Consider the following 18036-nt stretch of genomic DNA (forward strand, 5'->3'; position numbering starts at 1 on the left):
ATTATTTTTAAAGGTTATGCAACTTTCTTTTGTTTTCTAAATCCACTATACTCATAGATAACACCCATAATATCAAAGACTGTTTTCTTCTCATATCGATGAGATTTTCGCCCGTTTTTCTGTAGTAGGTGGAATAGGCGGATTAGAATCTTTGTTATTTCTTGGGTGTTTTTCTGTATAGCTTGATACAGAAGATATAAATAATCTTGGATCATCCCTATTGCCTTATATTCGCTTAATTCTCTTTTCTTCTTTTGTAAAAGAAGTTGACGCATTTTAAACATAGTAGAGGAGCACAGGAAAATAGTGATTAGCTTTCCATATAGTTGGCACTCTAATCGTTCTTGTTTTACATTACGATAATGATCTATTTTGAAGAGTGATTTCCACGTTTTAAAGACAATCTCTATTTGCCAACGCAAAGTATATAACTCATGTACCTGTTCCATCGGAACCCATTCCCAAGGTGTATTCGTCACGTACATGTTTAATCCCGCTACAACTTTACTTTTCTCTGAGTACGTTCTATTTTTGGATTTTTCTTTTTCCGCGATTTTTGCTTGTCGTTTTTGAAGTTGCTTTTCTGTTAGTCGGTTAAAAATAACACGTGCAAACAGCTGTTGTTTATCACCGATATAAGCATGTTTTAATTCAAATGTTTCTCCAGGCTGTAGTTGATTTAAAATTTGTTTCACATCTATTTGTATGTATTCTGATTGTTTCTTAATTGCACCGTTTTTAAAGCATTCTGGGTTTGGATTTTTCACATATACATTCGTATTCAATTTTAAACGAGAAATATGGTATGTACCTCGTTGATCCATTTGATCTAAGTCTTCCAATGAAAAATAACCCAAATCACGAATACATAAATCCCCTGGTCGTAAGGTATCTAAGCATTCTGTACCAAAAGTTTTGTCATTATTTTTTCCTGGTCCAACTTGAAAGTTAAGAAATTCCCCACTGTGCAGATCATATTCTAATTGAATTTTGATTCCAGCTGTTTGGGCACACCCTCCAGAGCCTGGATATATATTCTCTAAAGCATTTGGCACTTGGAATAAGGTAGCATCTAGGATACGAATTCGCCCAAAATAAGAGAAGAGATGATTAGAAAATTGCGTTTGTTCACATACTTTTTGTTGTAACAGTAAAGAAAAAATATGTTGTAAAAACAAAACTGCTTTAGCATTTAAACGTTTATTTAAGCCCTCAGGGCTGAGTAAAGTACCAGTAGCTGCATGAAGCCTACTACATAATCGTACTAAGGGATCACTTGCTACTCGTTGACTGATCCAAATACAAATTGTAGCTAAGTCTGAGCCAGAAAACTTACGTTTTCGCTTTATAAATCCGATTTCTCTTGCAAGTTCTTCTAAAAATATAGGTGTAACATATCGTTGTAATGCTTCTGCAAATGGTAGTAGTTCATCTTGAATCGAGAGATTCATAAGAAAACGTCATCCTTTCTAATTTAGCTTGTTTAGAAAGGATAACTTTTTTTTGTGTTTGAAGGTATTAAAATCTCTTGAGTTGATGGGCATGTAAGGTGACCCCTAGTATGAAATTCAAAACCACTTCATAAATAATTCGAAATCTCAGAATCTCTATTGCCCGAGCTCTTTTTCTGATAGAACATGCAATACACGGGTACCATGTCAATTTGTGTTTCTCCGCTTAGAGCAAATCCGAATCTCCGGTACAAACTTACATTTTCAGCATTTTCCGTGTCCAGTGCGACTCCCTGCGATTTATTATCCGTATGTACCGTATGCAATAGGTGTTGCAGCAGAGCCTTACCGATTCCCTTGCCCTGGTTCTCCGGGTTTACTCCAATCATGATAAGGTAGTGATGCGCCATTTTAGGAGCAAATGATCTTGTCACTCGCATATAGGAATTGAGGAGACCTAAAGTTTTTCCAGACAGTTGAAAAAACAATGGAATCAACCTCCCGATTAGTAATGCTCCTCCTGTTATATTTTGAAGCCTGCTAGGTTGCGGTTTTTCAACGGTGTATACGCCAAGCAAGTTTTTATTTTCATACAAGCCCCACACCTCTTCATTGAGCATAAAGTTTTTATCAAACATAAAGGACACAAAAGCTGTCACGCTATTTCTTGCTTTTCTATCAATCTCCGAATCACCAAATACATGCAGGAATAAGGGGTCTTTGGCAAATGCCTTGCTCATGAGTGATACGAATAAGGGCTTCTCCCGTTTGGTGAGCTTGGATATTCGATACGGAGCACTCATGCTTTTTCACCTGTGTTGTTGCTTGTTTTCTCATAATGATCAACGGCAAAGCTAAATAACACTTTAAGCATAAATAATAAGCAGATGATCAACATATAGGGCTGTATATTTGGCAGCATCGGTATCCAGCCAAGACCAACAGACAGGAGCAAGCCTGCAATAAATCGTTGTGAATGCTTCCCAATCAGAGCATTCACGATAAATGCTCCTGCAATCGTATAAGCCCAAACCCCGATCGAATACCAAATATCTGTATGTAAGAGAAGCGCAACAAGAATGATATGAAAGTGTATCGCAATGAATACGATTCGATTTGTTTTGCGTGCTGCATAAAAGTTGCTGGTTGAAGCTGTAAAGTTGGCTACGCATCCAGAAAAAATATCGAATATCAACAATAATGCCAGGGCACTGCGCCAAATCGGCAAGTTGTCTGTGAGTTCAGGGAATCTCAAATATAACGCAATGGTTAGCAATCCACCGAAAAACAGTATGGCTAGAATAGACCCAATACTTTGTTTTTCACCGAACACATCATGTAAAAATGAAGGAATCCGAATTTGTTTCATACAAGCACACTCCCATCATAAGTTAATGTTTGCGAACATCGTGTTGAATAAAAAAAGATATATAGTAAATATACTATTTTACTACAAAATTATTATAAATATTTAAAATTGAGATTTCAATAGATTTGTACTCCTTTTATTGAATTACTCTAAAACTTGAGCTACACTACAAGTGAGGTGGAGCATATGAACGGATTCGAAAGACGAAAACAGAACAAAATTGAGCAAATATACAGCTCCTCATTTGAATTGTTCTCCAAATATGGTTTTCAAAAGGTAAGCGTGAATGAAATCGCTCAAAATGCGAATGTTTCTCCCGCTACCATTTATAACTACTTTGGAACAAAAGAACAGCTCTATGCCGATATGCTTATAAATTGGATGGACAAACAGTTGGAGCAGTATGAGAAGATTCTGAATTCAGCGTGTTCCTTTCCTGAAAAGACGAAGGAAATTATGCTGCTAGAAGCTAAAAATTTACAAATTTTATCGGATAAGTTTCAGAAATCCCCATTCTCTGAGGTGAGTGGGTTGATGCAAAGGCTGGAGAGCTATAATGAGCAGAAGGTCATGCAATTTTTTATGAAGTTTGTCACGATTGGAAAGCAAGAGGGTTACATTCATAGAGATCAAACAGAAGATATTACTATGCTGTACTTCACGATGTACAAAAATGAGCTGGGTCGGCATTGGGAAGCGTCGAATCAAGAACGCATAACGAGAAATATGGATCAATTGATGGAATTGTTTTTCTATGGGTTGGTCGGAGAGAAGCAGAAGTAGGACGAAATTGGAAAATTGACTGTCTGTCCTGTTACGAAAAACCGTATCACAAATAGGGGTCACAACATAGGAAAGGATGGCGTTTTTTTACACTTTGGGGTAGAGAAAATTCTTAAGTTGATGGGCATGGGTCTGTACCCCAGAATGCAGTTTCTTTACCTGTAAAAATGTCATAATCACTTGGTTCGTTAATAACGACCATATTTGTATACTTATTAAGTTTCAATTTATCAATAACTGACATAATAATCTTCCTTTACATTCAAAATTCATTGTACATACTTGTTCATACTGTTCTAGTGTATTATATGTATTAAGAAAATCAAACTTTAAATCGTAGCATTCTGCTGCAAAAGAACATAATTCTTTAATAGAAGGGGTGGTTTTATGCCATATGTAATCCGAGATGAAGGGCTAGTTTTACAAGGAGATGATGGAAAAGAACCAATTTTTCATACATATGAAGAAGCTGCGGAAACATTAAAAACATTAACTATACCGCAGTTTCCAAAACATATTAGACCAAAACCATTTACACCAAAAATAATAAAAATAGCCGCTTCTGAATAAGAACCGGCTATTTGTTTATTCATAACTTAATAGCAAATAAAGTATATAAAAACTCTCTATATTGATCTTCTGTAATTTCACGCTTAGTTTTTTCCCCATGAATAATTTCAGTTAAACTTGTATTCGTTAATGAAATATGACCAGAGTTCGTCAACTTTACTGCAATTGGTCCTTTATTAAAAATAGACTTCTCATCTTCTATCACTCTTCTTTGAACATCGTTTACTACTATCTCATCAATAATATGTTTATAAAAAGCATGACAAACTTTCCATTCTCCATCAGCATCTATTCTTTCTAAAACATAATTTCCTTTACTCGTATCTTTTCGTCTCACCCGGTACGAACCATTTTTTGAAGAAACAGACTCACCAGTAAAAGGTACGGGAACAAGAGGTACTAACGAAGCTATACCTACATCAATTAAATACTGTACATTATCAAAGATTAAAATAATTGTTATATGGCCATCCTCAAGTGCCCATGCATTTATATCATTTTTATAAACCGTACCTAATGCCAGTTGTACATCATAACCACAGTCTTTTAAGAAATAGTAAAAAAGAGTATTTAATTCGTAGCAAAGTCCACCACGGGAACTAGTTAAAATTTTCTCTCGTAAGTTTTCCAGAGAGATTTGATTCGTATTACGTGCTATAACATCTAAATTCTCAAATGGTATAGTATGCGCAAACGAAAAAAGTATAGTAGGTAATTCTTCAAACGTTACTTCATTACGTTTTTTTAGATTTAATCTTGCGAAAAGCTGATCTTGTAAACTTGTCATATTTAGCACCCCTTAAAAATTTATAAGTTTAAATAATATATACTGATTGTAAATTTTAAGGGGCACTGTAACAACGTACATTTCGTTTAACTGTACCGGTACAAAAATTACGATTCACATAGGAGGCGTCATTACAAATGCTTTTTCTGTAATTACTTCTTTTTGGGGCAAACCAAAAGCTACGAATATAAATTTAATAGTTTATCTATAGGCAAATTATTAATATCACTTAAATCAACAAAATATTGAAGTTACCACATTTGGCTCTTTTTAGCTTGATTGCTAACGGTGGTATCCCAAACAGGATAGTTGGCTTTTTCATACGGATACATATCCTTTATAGATTGATAATATCAGTATGTCCAAGCTTCTTAGATTTTTTGCACCAGAGCCTTTAGAAAGAATAACGTTTTTTTGTACTTAGGGGTAGTGAAAATTCTTAAGTTGATGGGCATGATCTAATAACACCATTTAGGGAAAATTGTACGTTTGGACACAATTTAGACACAAATAAATCGGTTCCCTCTACCCTAAGGAACCGATATTTTTCATTTTACTGTTTCTTTAAGGGGTAGCACCATATACTCATCAAGCTAAGATTTTGAAGTATCCCCAAAACGAAAATTTTATCGCTTCATAGTTGTCTATGGAATCCAGTTCATTTGTTGTCTTAGGAAATAATGAATTTCTTAACTTAATGGTGTTAGGGCGAGACCCTGTGTTGAAAAATTTAGACTATTCGTTAATATATCATGTTGACATACAAATATTGTAATGTTAATCTTAACATACCGATGTCCGGTATTTATAATGAAAGAGGGTTTTTAAATGAGAAGTAAAGATTCAAAGCAAACAATTGAAAAAATCCTAACAGTAGCCACAACACTGTTTAGTGAAAAAGGTTTTGATAAAACGAGCATACAAGATATTGTTGATTCTCTTGGAATGTCAAGAGGAGCTATTTTTCATCATTTTAAATCGAAAGAAGATATATTAGAAGCAGTCATGGAACGGCAGTTTAATTATACTTACGAGATGTTGGAGCAATTAGTTAATAGTATTGATTCAGTAAATAGTAGGGATAAGTTAACAAAAATTTTAGAAAGAATTGCATCAGATAAAAACATTCACTCTATTGATGATATTTTGAATTACCAAATAAAAAATCCACAGTTTATTGTGCAAGGAATAAAAGCAAGTGTAAATAAAGAAGCGTTAATATTTACAGAAATCATGAAACAAGGGATAGCAGATGGTTCCATTACAACGGAATATCCCAATGAATGTGCAGAAGTTTTTATGCTTTTGATGGATGTTTGGACGAACCCAATCCTATTTAATCGTAAAAAATCAGAAACGATTAATCGGATAAAGTTTTTGCAACATATGATGAGACAGTTAGGGGTTGATATTGTAAGTGATCAATTAATAAAAGAACTTATGAATCATTATCCAAATATAGAACTGGGTGGTATTAATGAATAATGTTGCCGTAAAAACACACAACTTGGTAAAAGTATTTGATGGTTCAGAGGTCATTAAAGGAAGTACGATGACGGTAACAGCTAATACTGTTTATGGATTTTTAGGTGCCAATGGTGCAGGTAAAACGACAGTATTTAAAATTTTATCAGGCTTATTGCTTCCTACATCTGGGAAGGTTGAAATTTTTGGAATGGACGTAACGAAAAAGCGCGATTTGATACTAAAAAGTATAGGAACTTTAATTGAAGTTCCTGTATTTTATGAGAATTTATCAGCAACTGAGAATTTGAAATTTCATTTGGCTTATATGAATGCTGAAGGATTGGAGATTTCTAAAGTATTAAAAATGGTAGGCCTTGTTCAAACAGGTGATCAACCAGTTTCTAAATTTTCATTAGGAATGCGACAAAGATTAGCCATAGCACGTGCATTCATTCATAAACCTAAACTTTTAATTTTGGATGAACCAGTAAATGGATTAGACCCACTTGGGATTCAAGAAATGAGGGTGTTATTTAAGGATCTATCTGAAAATTATGGGATGACCATTCTTATTTCAAGTCATATCCTTAGTGAACTGGAACACATTGTAGATTCAATTGGAGTCATTGTAAATGGGATAGTGGTAGAGGAAGCGCTTCTAGAAGAAGTAAAGAAAAAATCTCCGAAGGGGTTAGAAGCATATTTCTTCAAAATTATGTCAGGAGGGAAAGTACATGCTTAATTTAATCCAACTTGAAATTGGAAAAAATAAAATAAATACGTTTATTTTAGCAAGTGTTATTTCGAGTATTGGTTTGCTTGCGTTTATCTATTTTGTTGCATTTGTTGCACAACAAACAAATGAGATTCAATTTCAGAATCATGCTAATATCCACAAATTTACTATCTTAATGGGGATGATTGTATTTTCAACTATATCATCTGTAATGTATACTCGCTTTATTATTGAAGAATATAAAGGAAAACAAATGACATTGTTATTTTCTTATCCTGTCAATCGGAAGAAAGTTTTACTTGTAAAATTACTTATTGTAAGTGGTTTTACTACGGTGGCTATGATTATTTGCAGTGCCATACCTATCATTATTTTTAGTTTAACAGAAAAAGTTTCTCCTATTGTTCCAGATACTCTTTCACAGGAAGATATTTTTTCTACATTGTTAATGATAGTAATTACTGCTTTTATAACAAGTATGGTAGCCCTCATTGCTATGAGAATAGGTTTTATTAAAAAATCAGTTCCTATTACAATTATTTCTTCTTTCGGCTTAATTGCACTTTTAGGGAATACTGTGGCATCTGGTTATGATAATCCTATGTTAAGTGTCATTATATTAGTAATAATTGCTGCTATTGGAATCTTAGTTTCTCTTGAATTGATGCAGAGAGTGAATCGGATGGAAATAGATTAATTTAGGAGGGAGATCAATGAGTAACTATCAGGAAACAGTTGAGCTAAATGAAAGAACTAAAATAGAAATTCAAATTAAAGGAGGAATTGTTTTTTGTCATGCAATAAAAGGAACAAAATTAGTTATTAATGGATCATTAGGACGACATTGTAAGGGGATAGAGATAGAACAACTAGCGAATCGACTAATTCTAAAACAAGAAGTTCGCATTACTCCAATTCTTATGATTGGATTTCCAAAATCAGTTTATTTAGATATAGGTATTCCAGAAGAGATGATGGAATACCTAGCTATTAATCAAGATCTTGGTGAACTGACTCTTGAGGGCCTTCAAGGTAAAAAAATACAAGTTAACACGAAGACTGCAAAGTTGGTTGTAAATGATGTCTTATGTGATTCTTTAGATTTAAAGATTGGGAGTCGTCCTGCAGATATACGTTTATTAAGAAAAATTCAGCATACTAATGTTAAGTCTATTTCAGGGAAGATTAATTTGGAAATGAATGAGATAGGTGGAGATTTGAACTGTTCATGTGGTGCAGCTGGTGCTTATATTAAGATTCCACCAAAGGCTAATGTCCAAATAAACAAACGCGGGGTTAGAAAGTGTGCAATAGATGCTGTATTATCAGGAGAACAACTTTATAAATTTAATTTAACAGCTAATTTAGGAGAGATAAGAGTTATGAACTAGTAAAGAATAAAGGCCTTTTGAAAGATAGAGGAACAACTTTTAAAAGTAGCATGATGAAGTGAAGGGATAGAGTATGGGGTTCCGCCACACCGCTATCAAGCTAATAAAACAAACTTTCATCAAATGAAAAAAACGCTATTCTTTCTGTAGAATTATAGGAAAGAATAGCGTTTTTGGTATGAACTTATCAATTTTAAAAAGAAAATCCTCGAAATATGGAATTATTGAAATTGCTGTTCTAAGAACTAATATTCACCTCTATTAAACATTGAATATTCAGATAATTTTTTATAAAATTAGATTACCACCTTATTTTGTTATTTTTCTGATAATATGAATATACAAAAGAAGAAAAGGGGGATATTATGAATATCAAGCTTATAGGAAATGAGAAGCTTACAAACTTATTAAATACCTGGTATCAAGAAATTCGTGCTCAACATACCCAAAAAGCACAACAATTAAAAATAGAAATTGATGAATTGATGAGAGATCTTAAAGAAGATACAAATTTATTATTTTATTACTCACTTCTTGATTTCCGCTTCAAAGTATTAGTTGATAGTATGAGTATTACTCCGGCAAGCTTTGAACGAATCGACTCATTATATAACCAAACAGATGACTCCCTATCCTATTATTATCATTTCTTTAAAGCTATACACGCAACAATTCTAACAAATAATAATGAAGCTAGAGATTATTATGAAAAAGCTGAAGCTTTACTAAAACATGTACTAGATGAGCTTGAGAAGGCTGAATTTAATTATCGTATCGCTAATTTTTATCTTCATACTTACCAACCATTAGAAGCAATTAAACATGTAATGAAAGCTAGAGAAATCTTTTCTAAACAGGCTGGTTATGAAAATAATACAGCAGCTTGTGATAACATTTTTGGTGCAGCGTGTGTTGATATAAAACAGTTCCCACAAGCAGAAGAAAGCTTTAATTCAGCAATAAATATCTTACGCAAACAAAATGAAGATTTATTGGTTTTAAGAGTACGTAGTAATTTAGGATTTTTATATGCCAGTCAAAATTTATCTACATTGGCTATTCGCCATTTATCCGAAGTTACTCATAAGATTCCTAATCACTTTAAAGCTATTTTTCTCGAAGCAAGAGAACACTTTAAGCTAGGAGAATTAAACATTGCTGAAGAACTAATTAAAAGAGGACTAACAATTTGTAGACAAATAGAAAACCAAGAGTATCAATATCATTTTTCAATTTTAGAACTAATGAATAAAGGTGTAACAGCTGAAATTCTTGAGGAAACCATCCTTAAAGTGATTCCGTATTTTGATAAAGAAAAGTTATTCAACTATACCCAAGAATACACTGAAAAATTAGCAATTAAGTTTTATGAGGAAGATAATCATTATAAGGCAAGTGAATACTTTTATCTTAGTCACCAAGCTAAAGAAAAAACTTTTGAAAAAGGAGCGTTAAAATAATGAAAAGACTTACAGGAATTATAATGGGACTATCTCTTTTTGCAATTTTATCTTTCGGATTAACATTCCCTTCACAATCAGAACAAGCAACTCAAATTATTCAATATAGCCATGCTGATACTTGGTAAGTTATAAATCCCCAAAAACAGCAACATTAAATGTTGCTGTTTTTCATACTGTTGAAAAACAAATCCGTCAAGTGAATTTTTAACAATTTTGTTGTAAATTTAAATGATTTTTCAGGATAAAACATGGTGTTTTATTCAAAAATAAGTAACTTTTGACCAGTGAAAACCAAAATTTAGAGAAGTGAAGTTTATAGAAAAAGTCGTTTATTTGTTGACAAATGACTTTTTCAACAAAGTGAAAACTATCTATTTTATAAATAGGTAGTTTTTATTATTGTGTTTTTTTGAAACTAAATACATTATAATGGACTAGGAAAGATTCTTAGTAAAGAGGTTATGAAAATGGATAAAGTATACAACGACTTATTGAACATATTAGATGATAATAAAGTTAAAAAAGATGAACCGTTAAAACGATACACTTTCACTAAAACGGGTGGAAATGCGGATTATTTTGTTTTACCTACTACGTATCAAGAGGTACAAGATGTAATAAAATATGCAAATCAAAATAATATTGATTTTACTATTTTAGGTAATGGTTCAAACTTAATTATTAAAGATGGCGGTATTAGAGGGATTGTTCTGAATTTAACTAAATTAACTAATATCGCATTGAAAGATAATAAGATAATTGTTCAAAGCGGAGCAACTATTATTGATACTTCTAGATTTGCATTGAAAAATCATCTAACTGGATTAGAGTTTGCTTGTGGCATTCCAGGAACAGTTGGCGGAGCAGTATATATGAATGCGGGAGCATATGGTGGCGAAGTATCACATGTTATTGAAAGTGTATTAGTTTTAACTAGAGATGGTGAAATTCTTAATTTAAATCCAAATGATTTAGAATTAGAATACAGAAGCAGTGCCATTTCTAGAAAAGGATATCTTGTGTTAGAAGCGACATTTGATTTACAAGAAGGTGAATACAATAAAATCAAAGAAAAAATGGATGAATTGACATTTTTGCGCGAATCAAAACAACCATTAGAATATCCTTCTTGTGGCAGTGTTTTTAAACGCCCTCCAGGTATGTTTGCTGGGAAGTTAATTCAAGATAGTGGCTTACAAGGAAAACAAATAGGAGGTGCCCAAGTATCCACTAAGCATGCTGGATTTATGGTGAATATAGAAGAAGCTACAGCGAGTGATTATATAAAACTTATCCGATATGTGCAGGAAGCGGTCAAATCTAAATTTAACGTAGAATTAGAAACAGAAGTAAAAATTATTGGAGAAGATTTAGTATCTTAATAGTAAACACCTCTCGAAATGAGAGGTGTTTTTTATTTAGGATAATTAGTAGTAGTAAAACATCTATTTATTTTTTGTATCTTCCAATATCCTTTTATTGTAAAATACTTATAGATGGGAGGATTGTACATGAATTTTGAAGATAACAGAGTACTAGGAATTCAGTTGGGTGCTTTGCTAGTGACAGAAAATCATAGATATTTAGTGATTAAGAAAAATGACCATTATTCTTTACTTAATATTGAAACAATGGAATGCAGTATATTAGAAGTAGCTTTGGAACATATTGAAGAAGTGATGGCAGAGGATTTACAGGAAACAGTGAAACAAATTATTCCTGCCGAGCATTTGAAACTTGTTGCGAAGAATATTGTATGAAAGGGCGTCTTGCACATGGATAATACTGAATATTTCGTTATTAGTGATTTGAGAGTGTTACAATCGCAATTTGAAGAGTTGCTACAAGCACAAATTCAAAGTAGCAAGGAACTTGAGGATTGGTTGCGGCATCAGTCTAGATTGTTAGATGAAGTGGATGAACAACTAAAACAACATTATATTCAATTTCAATGCAACACTTATAACCAACAAGTGAAAGAAGCATATGATTTTGATCAAAAACATATGCAGCCATTAGTGAAACACTACAAAAGCTTAATAGATAATAAATACTATGAATCTCCATTTCGTTTGCAACTAGATCCTGAATATTTCGGTTTACTGAATAAAAAAATAGAAAATGCGATTAGTTTGTTCAATGAGAAAAATATAGCTTTAGAAATTGAAGAGGATGAGTTAGTAACAAAGTATTTCTAGATTACAGGTAACTTAACAGTAATGTGGGAAGGAGAAGAAAAGCCGTTAAGCGACATGCAGGTGTATCTTCAAGATTCTGAGCGTACTGTTAGAAAAAATGCGATGACTCTTATTCAAGAAAGCGTATTATCGGTAGAAGAGGATCTGCAACTCATTATGGATAAGTTAATTGCGTTGCGACATCAAAAATCTCGAAATGTAGGTTTACAAAATTATCGTGACTACATGTTTAAAAAATATGAACGCTTTGATTATACAGCAGCAGACTGTTTTGAATTAGCAGAAGCAATGCGTCAGTATGTTATCCCGTTACAGAAGAAATTTCAAGAAAAACAACAAAAAACTTTGGGAGTAAATACTTTTAGACCTTGGGATGTAAGAGCTGTTCCGACAAATGAGAAACCGTTACAGCCGGTACAAAGTGTAGACGAGCTAGTAAAAGGAAGTTTTCATATTTTAGAAAATGTTGATCCGCGTTTTTCAGCATTACTGCAGGAGATGAATGAGAATAATCACTTAGATTTAGAGAGCCGTAAAGGGAAAGCTCCAGGTGGTTTTTGTGAATACTTACCTACTTCTAAACAATCATTTATTTTTATGAATTGTTGCAACACCCAAGATGATGTAGTGGTGCTTTTACATGAAATGGGTCATTGCATTCATAATGAGCTTATAAAAGATATCGAAATTCAACAATATCGAAATGTACCGATGGAATCAGCAGAATTGGCGAGTACAACAATGGAACTCCTGACAATGGAGTATTGGGATACATTCTATACAAATAAAGCTGATTTTAACAGGGCAAAGCGTGAGCAGCTTAGGTTAATGGTAGAGTATTTACCTATTATTATCGTAGTTGATCAATTTCAGCATTGGATGTATGAAAATCCAAATCATACGCATGTGGAAAGAAAGGAAAAGTTTCAAGAACTTGCAAGAACATATGACTCTAACTTTGTGAGCTGGGAAGGTTATGAAAACTGGTTAGCGACAAAATGGTTGTCTATTTTACATATTTTTGAAGTTCCTTTTTACTATATTGAGTACGCAATTGCACAAATAGGTGCCTTACAGATGTATAAACAATATAAAGAGAATCGAAAACAAGCTTTAATTAATTATAAAAAGGCGCTATCTTTAGGAAGTACAAGATCAGTAAAAGAAGTGTATGAAGCAGCAGGCATTCGTTTTGATTTTTCGTCGCAAACGATTAAAGAGTTAATGGAGTTTGTGGAGAAAGAGTTGAAGTTATTTGAAGAAGAGTAATAAGATGTTGAGGATTCAATTTACAATAAATGTTCTATTATTAGCTAGTACAAGAAGAACAGTTAAATTCCAAAACAGATTTTGAATAGTTTCAAAATAGGGAGGGTTGGCAAAGTGAAAATATCTGCATTACAAAGAGAGGTTAGAGAGTTTAGTAAAAATAAAGGTTTTGAGAACTCAACGATTGAAGAAAGAACCTTATTTTTGGTTACAGAAATTGGAGAGGTCGCTCAAGAAGTCTTAAAAATCTCTTCCAAGCCGGATTCTGATAATATTAATGAACTAAAGGAACAGTTAGGTTTTGAAATATACGATGTGGTGTGGAATCTTTTTGATCTTGCTAACAAACTCGATATTGACTTAGAAGATACATTTAGAAAAAAGAGTGAGGTAAATAAATATAGACATTGGGATGTATAAAAACAGTTCGTTTCTATATTTTCATTCACTTTATTATGGGCACTTTGAAAATTATGATCACAAATATAGCACGAAAGCTAATGGTATGTATGAGGTGTCTAGTCAAGGATGTTCTATAGAAGAAATAAAACAGCTTTTAGAAACGTTTTTGCAAGTAGTTAATAAGAAACGTATACTATATAAATACATTATGCAAACTACATGCGAGATGTAAAGAGATAAAAATGTTCTTTAACTAATAATAAGAAGTATGAGCCTAATATTTTGAAAGTTAGAACTTTTATTCTATTATAGTATTAAAAATACTGAAAATTCGGAGTGGATTATTATGGAATGCGTAATAGGGGATGTAAAAGTTCATTATGAGATGTATGGTTCCGGAAAACCAATTATCATGCTTCATGGTTTTTCTCCTGATCATAGACTAATGTTAGGATGCATGGAACCTGTTTTTGTACAAAGAAAAGGTTGGAAACGAATTTATATTGATTTACCAGGAATGGGACAAACGAAGGGGAACGAATCTATTCAAAACTCAGATGGAATGTTAGATCTTGTTTTAAAATTCATCGATACGATTATTCCAAACGAGTCTTTCTTAATTGCAGGTGAATCATATGGTGGATACATAACAAGAGGAGTTATATCCAAAAGAAAAGAAAAAATAGATGGCGCAGCATTTATTTGTCCTATGATTATTCCGGATATAAACAAGAGACAGCTTCCTCTGCATACTGTCATTTACCGAGATGAAAAGTTTTTATCTCAGTTAAGTACGGAGGAATGTGAGAATTTCAGCTTGAATTTTGTAGAGCTTAACGAAAATAATTGGCAACGTTATCTTGAAGAGATTATATCGGGGATTAAAATAGCAGATGAGGCATTTTTAACAAAAATACAGAAGCAATATGCTTTTTCATTTGATGTAGATAATCAGCTATCCCTGTATGAAAAACCAAGTCTCTTTTTATTGGGCAAACAGGATTCAGTAACAGGATACAAGGACGCCTGGAAGATTCTTGATAAATTCCCTCGAGCTACTTTTGCTGTTTTAGATAAGGCAGGACATAACTTGCAGATTGAGCAGGATGTTTTATTCCATTCATTAATAAACGAGTGGTTAAATAGAGTAGAAGAAAACATTGTGGCTTTTGAATAAAGATTAATAATTCGTAAAAGAAATGATTAAAAATCCTGTTTCATGCAGGATTTTTTCTTATTAAATTAATGTATGCAATGTAGTGAAACTATTAAAAACGAATGGTCATTCATTCATTTTTGTGCTAAAATAAAAATACAGAATATTCAAAAATAAGGAGGGGAATATGATTATTAAAACAGGTGACGTTTTTACATGGGAAAGAACTTTTACTAAAGAAGATGTTTTACAGTTCGGAAGTTTTTCAGGTGACCAAGGTAGGCATCATATTGAGTATGATGAAAAAGGTCGTTTAATGGTACAAGGTTTATTAACTGCAAGTATAGGAACGAAAATTGGTGGTGATGTAAATTACATCGCAAGAGAAATGGTAACTGAATTTATTCGACCTGTTTTTACTGGAGATACCATTACATGCGAAATAACTCTTACAAATGTTGAACAAATGGAAGGTTTTAAAAGGGTAGAAATAAAGTCAGTATATCGCAATCAAAATGGGAAAGAAGTAATGCTAGGATCAAGTCATGGAATCATTCGAGACTGAACATTTTAAAATTGAAAATATGTTAATAAAACTTGTTGACATAAAAAATGATTAGGTGCCATACTATATATATGATTATAATGCGGGCTAGTAAAGCTAGCCCATTTTCATCACCATATAATTAGCCCGCTAATTATATGTACTGAAAGTAACTGCTTAATGATTTAAAAGAAGAAAGAAGGTACATACATGAGCAATATGAAAGATTCGGAAAAAACGGAAGATGTTTATATTGATCCGCCTGCTGGTTCCGATACTAAAATAATAAATTACAATGATGCGGTTCCTACACTTATACAATCTAAGCGTCAAATTGATCGTTATAATTTAGATATTGACGCCCAAGCTGTTCTCGTTGCAGTTAGGCTAATGGCAGCAGGAACTAAGCTTGGACATGCTACGGAGATTCATTTCTCCAGATTTGGTTTATCAACAGGACGCTATCGTTTACTGGCAGACCTTGAAGATAACGAAGGAGAAGCATTACCTTCGCAATTAGCTGAACATTTAGGTGTGACACGTGCTACAGTGACAGGTCTAATTGATACCCTTGAGCGAGATGGCCTCGTATCCCGTCGACCTAGCTCAAAAGATGGGCGTCAAAAATCGGTCATTTTAACAGAGCAAGGAGCGAAGAAGCTTCGTGAAATGGCTCCAGAGCATTTCGCAAGGCTAGAAGCTATGGTCGGCTTACTTAGTATCGAGGAGCGCAGTGTATTTCTTGACCTGCTTGGCCGAGTGACAGAAGGCATCTCAGCACTTACGGATGAACTAGACGAATAGAAAAAACTTATGAACAACAGCTAGAAAGGGCTAGTAAAGCTAGCCTATTTTCACCTTCATATAGTTAGGTTCCTAATTATATGATATGAATAGATTGCTAAATGATTTCAAAAAAAGAAAGGAGGTGAATATATGAGGAACATGAAATATCCGGATAAAACAGAAGGTGTATATGCTATTACGAATGTGGGTTCCAATGTAAAGCCTTTTGTATTGTGGCGTGAAGTGTTGATGGCTTATGTTGCCCCTGCCATCATGGCAGGGGTTGGGGGATTGATTACTGCCGACAAGGGTCTACAGATTGGAGCACTAACAACGATTGGAGGGACATCAGCCATAGTAGCCTGGATGCTTGGCCTTTGGTTACGAAGCCGATGGATTCATAATCGCTGGATCATCGGTGCAAATCACTTAGTTGTTGTGGGGATTTTTGCTTTAATAGGGACTATGTTTGGACTGTTCGCTGCGTGGTCGGCATCCTGTTTACTAGAGCCGTTTAATCACTTTATTTGGTTCGATCGGGTATGGATTGATTTTCCGATATCTGCAATGATTGCGAGCACAATTATAACATGGCAATGGCGTCTTAATGTTAAAAAAATTTTTGCATTCAAAGGAGAGGATAGAAAATGATTGTCATTATTGGGGCATCGGGTACAATTGGTAGAGCACTTTTGAAACGTTTAGTTAATTTTGGTGTTCCTGTTCGAGCGCTGAGCAGGGATCCTGAGAAGGTATTTATGCAGATTGGCGATTTAGACCAGTCACTTATTGAAATCGCATGGGCTGATGCAACTGATCCTGAATCGCTGCGCCGTGCGTTTACAGGAGCAAGCCAGCTCTTCCTGGCGATGTCCAACAGTCCAAGACAAATTGAATTAGAGACTTCTATTATTCATATTGCCACGGAAGTCGGAATAGAGCACATCGTAAAGATATCCAGTCCAGTTTTTGACCGAAATGCTCCAGTGGCAGTAGCAGGTTGGCATCATGAAATTGAGAGAATTTTGTTTAAATCGGGTATTAAGCATACGGTGTTACGCCCGTATGCGTTTATGCAAAACTTACTGCGCTTTGCACCGACGATTATAGCCCAAGATGTTTTCTATGGTTCCATGGATGATATCGCATGTAACTTCATTGATTGCCGAGATATTGCAGATGTTGCTGCCGAAGCTTTGACTAACAGTAGGTTAACTGGCAAAGTATACACACTTACCGGTTCTGAGGTATTCAGCTATCCACAGATTGCAAGTAAACTATCCGTTCTGCTAGGGAGGTCAATTCGCTATGTTAACATGGATTCTCAAGTATTACGACGCAATCTAATCGAACATGAACATATGCCTCCTTGGCTCGCAAATCATATTGTGGAAATTCAGGCTATGTCGGTGACGCTGCCGGAAAAACCTATTGACACTGTGAAGCATTTGCTTGGTAGAAAGCCCCGCACACTAGACGATTTTCTGTGTGAATATGTAGATAACTTCCGGTAGTGGCGGAGTTAAAGAATTTTTTCTGAAAAGTTGTCGATGGCATTTAACCTTTTGGAATAATGAAAAAAATAACGCTGGTTATAACAGTATTATAGTCGGAATAATCATTTAAGCCTGCATTTTATCAATACTTAATATTCCTTGCGATTA

21 protein-coding genes and 2 pseudogenes are annotated in these 18036 nt (G+C 33.9%); 17 read left to right on the plus strand and 6 right to left on the minus strand.

Annotated elements, in window-relative coordinates:
* Positions 1–14: 14 nt before the first annotated feature.
* The 3 genes from AB1284_RS09440 to AB1284_RS09450 form a co-directional block, all read right to left on the minus strand.
* Entirely contained in the window at positions 15–1451 is a 1437-nt protein-coding gene (locus AB1284_RS09440) for an IS4 family transposase (RefSeq protein ID WP_429749891.1), read from the minus strand.
* Positions 1452–1579: 128 nt separating this feature from the next.
* Positions 1580–2254, minus strand: coding sequence for a GNAT family N-acetyltransferase (locus AB1284_RS09445; protein WP_429749889.1), 675 nt, complete (start codon positions 2252–2254; stop codon positions 1580–1582).
* Entirely contained in the window at positions 2251–2820 is a 570-nt protein-coding gene (locus tag AB1284_RS09450) for a hypothetical protein (protein ID WP_241819031.1), read from the minus strand. Before AB1284_RS09450 ends, AB1284_RS09445 begins: the two co-directional genes overlap by 4 nt.
* A 186-nt stretch (positions 2821–3006) precedes the next feature.
* Here AB1284_RS09450 and AB1284_RS09455 point away from each other — a divergent pair, with 186 nt between their 5' ends.
* Positions 3007–3603, plus strand: a complete 597-nt coding sequence (locus AB1284_RS09455) for a TetR/AcrR family transcriptional regulator (protein ID WP_429749887.1) — start codon at positions 3007–3009, stop codon at positions 3601–3603.
* Between the two features lie 112 nt (positions 3604–3715).
* Here the strand turns inward: AB1284_RS09455 and AB1284_RS09460 are convergent, their stop codons facing one another.
* Positions 3716–3847, minus strand: coding sequence for a hypothetical protein (locus AB1284_RS09460; RefSeq protein WP_429754453.1), 132 nt, complete (start codon positions 3845–3847; stop codon positions 3716–3718).
* A 143-nt stretch (positions 3848–3990) separates the two neighbouring features.
* Between AB1284_RS09460 and AB1284_RS09465 the strand changes: the two genes are divergently transcribed.
* A complete protein-coding gene (locus AB1284_RS09465) occupies positions 3991–4173 on the plus strand; it encodes a hypothetical protein (protein WP_377884145.1) in 183 nt (60 codons plus the stop codon).
* A gap of 19 nt (positions 4174–4192) precedes the next feature.
* Here AB1284_RS09465 and AB1284_RS09470 read toward each other — a convergent pair whose 3' ends face one another.
* Positions 4193–4960 carry an arylamine N-acetyltransferase family protein gene (locus AB1284_RS09470; RefSeq protein WP_377884144.1) on the minus strand — a complete coding sequence of 256 codons (768 nt, stop codon included), beginning with the start codon at positions 4958–4960 and terminating at the stop codon, positions 4193–4195.
* 179 nt (positions 4961–5139) lie between these two features.
* A pseudogene (locus AB1284_RS09475) lies at positions 5140–5268 on the minus strand (MepB family protein); the annotation flags it as partial.
* Between the two features lie 520 nt (positions 5269–5788).
* On the opposite strand from AB1284_RS09475, the gene AB1284_RS09480 reads away from it, so the two are divergent.
* From AB1284_RS09480 to AB1284_RS09550, 15 genes and pseudogenes are all read left to right on the plus strand, one after another.
* On the plus strand, positions 5789–6445 hold the full coding sequence (locus tag AB1284_RS09480; RefSeq protein ID WP_265960221.1) for a TetR/AcrR family transcriptional regulator: 657 nt from the start codon (positions 5789–5791) through the stop codon (positions 6443–6445).
* Positions 6438–7169, plus strand: coding sequence for an ABC transporter ATP-binding protein (locus tag AB1284_RS09485; RefSeq protein ID WP_429749884.1), 732 nt, complete (start codon positions 6438–6440; stop codon positions 7167–7169). Before AB1284_RS09480 ends, AB1284_RS09485 begins: the two co-directional genes overlap by 8 nt.
* Entirely contained in the window at positions 7162–7860 is a 699-nt protein-coding gene (locus AB1284_RS09490; RefSeq protein WP_429749883.1) for an ABC transporter permease, read from the plus strand. The genes AB1284_RS09485 and AB1284_RS09490 overlap by 8 nt, the downstream gene beginning before the upstream one ends.
* A gap of 16 nt (positions 7861–7876) precedes the next feature.
* The gene (locus tag AB1284_RS09495; RefSeq protein ID WP_429749881.1) at positions 7877–8554 is read left to right on the plus strand and encodes a hypothetical protein; all 678 of its coding nucleotides are present in this window, start codon (positions 7877–7879) and stop codon (positions 8552–8554) included.
* 365 nt (positions 8555–8919) lie between these two features.
* Positions 8920–10014: a hypothetical protein gene (locus tag AB1284_RS09500; RefSeq protein ID WP_429749880.1), complete on the plus strand. Its 1095-nt coding sequence runs from the start codon at positions 8920–8922 to the stop codon at positions 10012–10014.
* Positions 10014–10142: a Phr family secreted Rap phosphatase inhibitor gene (locus AB1284_RS09505; protein ID WP_429749878.1), complete on the plus strand. Its 129-nt coding sequence runs from the start codon at positions 10014–10016 to the stop codon at positions 10140–10142. Before AB1284_RS09500 ends, AB1284_RS09505 begins: the two co-directional genes overlap by 1 nt.
* 336 nt (positions 10143–10478) lie before the next feature.
* On the plus strand, positions 10479–11399 hold the full coding sequence (murB, locus tag AB1284_RS09510) for a UDP-N-acetylmuramate dehydrogenase (RefSeq protein WP_429749876.1): 921 nt from the start codon (positions 10479–10481) through the stop codon (positions 11397–11399).
* A gap of 129 nt (positions 11400–11528) precedes the next feature.
* Positions 11529–11777 carry a hypothetical protein gene (locus tag AB1284_RS09515; protein WP_336480577.1) on the plus strand — a complete coding sequence of 83 codons (249 nt, stop codon included), beginning with the start codon at positions 11529–11531 and terminating at the stop codon, positions 11775–11777.
* 15 nt (positions 11778–11792) lie between these two features.
* Positions 11793–13484: pseudogene (locus tag AB1284_RS09520) on the plus strand (M3 family oligoendopeptidase).
* 114 nt (positions 13485–13598) lie between these two features.
* Positions 13599–13904 (plus strand): MazG nucleotide pyrophosphohydrolase domain-containing protein, encoded by a 306-nt coding sequence (locus AB1284_RS09525; RefSeq protein WP_429749874.1) that lies wholly within the window; start codon positions 13599–13601, stop codon positions 13902–13904.
* A gap of 325 nt (positions 13905–14229) precedes the next feature.
* Complete coding sequence (locus AB1284_RS09530) at positions 14230–15063, plus strand: alpha/beta fold hydrolase (RefSeq protein WP_429754310.1); 834 nt, start codon at positions 14230–14232, stop codon at positions 15061–15063.
* 166 nt (positions 15064–15229) lie between these two features.
* Positions 15230–15607, plus strand: a complete 378-nt coding sequence (locus AB1284_RS09535; RefSeq protein WP_336480581.1) for an FAS1-like dehydratase domain-containing protein — start codon at positions 15230–15232, stop codon at positions 15605–15607.
* 198 nt (positions 15608–15805) lie between these two features.
* Entirely contained in the window at positions 15806–16390 is a 585-nt protein-coding gene (locus tag AB1284_RS09540; protein WP_429754309.1) for a MarR family winged helix-turn-helix transcriptional regulator, read from the plus strand.
* Between the two features lie 132 nt (positions 16391–16522).
* Positions 16523–17023: a hypothetical protein gene (locus AB1284_RS09545; RefSeq protein ID WP_429749873.1), complete on the plus strand. Its 501-nt coding sequence runs from the start codon at positions 16523–16525 to the stop codon at positions 17021–17023.
* Complete coding sequence (locus AB1284_RS09550) at positions 17020–17886, plus strand: SDR family oxidoreductase (RefSeq protein ID WP_429749872.1); 867 nt, start codon at positions 17020–17022, stop codon at positions 17884–17886. The genes AB1284_RS09545 and AB1284_RS09550 overlap by 4 nt, the downstream gene beginning before the upstream one ends.
* Positions 17887–18036 lie beyond the last annotated feature (150 nt).

The organism is Bacillus sp. S2(2024) (genome assembly GCF_050474045.1).
In the GTDB taxonomy this organism is placed as follows: domain Bacteria; phylum Bacillota; class Bacilli; order Bacillales; family Bacillaceae_G; genus Bacillus_A; species Bacillus_A yunxiaonensis.

Excerpts from the sequence above, each read along its gene's own strand:
- AB1284_RS09480 (WP_265960221.1), top strand. The coding sequence starts at position 5,789 with ATGAGAAGTAAAGATTCAAAGCAAACAATTGAAAAAATCCTAACAGTA.
- AB1284_RS09495 (WP_429749881.1), top strand. The coding sequence starts at position 7,877 with ATGAGTAACTATCAGGAAACAGTTGAGCTAAATGAAAGAACTAAAATA.
- AB1284_RS09470 (WP_377884144.1), bottom strand. The coding sequence starts at position 4,960 with ATGACAAGTTTACAAGATCAGCTTTTCGCAAGATTAAATCTAAAAAAA.
- AB1284_RS09540 (WP_429754309.1), top strand. The coding sequence starts at position 15,806 with ATGAAAGATTCGGAAAAAACGGAAGATGTTTATATTGATCCGCCTGCT.
- AB1284_RS09485 (WP_429749884.1), top strand. The coding sequence starts at position 6,438 with ATGAATAATGTTGCCGTAAAAACACACAACTTGGTAAAAGTATTTGAT.
- AB1284_RS09440 (WP_429749891.1), bottom strand. The coding sequence starts at position 1,451 with ATGAATCTCTCGATTCAAGATGAACTACTACCATTTGCAGAAGCATTA.
- AB1284_RS09505 (WP_429749878.1), top strand. The coding sequence starts at position 10,014 with ATGAAAAGACTTACAGGAATTATAATGGGACTATCTCTTTTTGCAATT.
- AB1284_RS09455 (WP_429749887.1), top strand. The coding sequence starts at position 3,007 with ATGAACGGATTCGAAAGACGAAAACAGAACAAAATTGAGCAAATATAC.
- AB1284_RS09550 (WP_429749872.1), top strand. The coding sequence starts at position 17,020 with ATGATTGTCATTATTGGGGCATCGGGTACAATTGGTAGAGCACTTTTG.
- AB1284_RS09535 (WP_336480581.1), top strand. The coding sequence starts at position 15,230 with ATGATTATTAAAACAGGTGACGTTTTTACATGGGAAAGAACTTTTACT.
- AB1284_RS09465 (WP_377884145.1), top strand. The coding sequence starts at position 3,991 with ATGCCATATGTAATCCGAGATGAAGGGCTAGTTTTACAAGGAGATGAT.
- AB1284_RS09545 (WP_429749873.1), top strand. The coding sequence starts at position 16,523 with ATGAGGAACATGAAATATCCGGATAAAACAGAAGGTGTATATGCTATT.
- AB1284_RS09460 (WP_429754453.1), bottom strand. The coding sequence starts at position 3,847 with ATGTCAGTTATTGATAAATTGAAACTTAATAAGTATACAAATATGGTC.
- AB1284_RS09515 (WP_336480577.1), top strand. The coding sequence starts at position 11,529 with ATGAATTTTGAAGATAACAGAGTACTAGGAATTCAGTTGGGTGCTTTG.
- AB1284_RS09450 (WP_241819031.1), bottom strand. The coding sequence starts at position 2,820 with ATGAAACAAATTCGGATTCCTTCATTTTTACATGATGTGTTCGGTGAA.
- murB (WP_429749876.1), top strand. The coding sequence starts at position 10,479 with ATGAAAATGGATAAAGTATACAACGACTTATTGAACATATTAGATGAT.
- AB1284_RS09445 (WP_429749889.1), bottom strand. The coding sequence starts at position 2,254 with ATGAGTGCTCCGTATCGAATATCCAAGCTCACCAAACGGGAGAAGCCC.
- AB1284_RS09490 (WP_429749883.1), top strand. The coding sequence starts at position 7,162 with ATGCTTAATTTAATCCAACTTGAAATTGGAAAAAATAAAATAAATACG.
- AB1284_RS09500 (WP_429749880.1), top strand. The coding sequence starts at position 8,920 with ATGAATATCAAGCTTATAGGAAATGAGAAGCTTACAAACTTATTAAAT.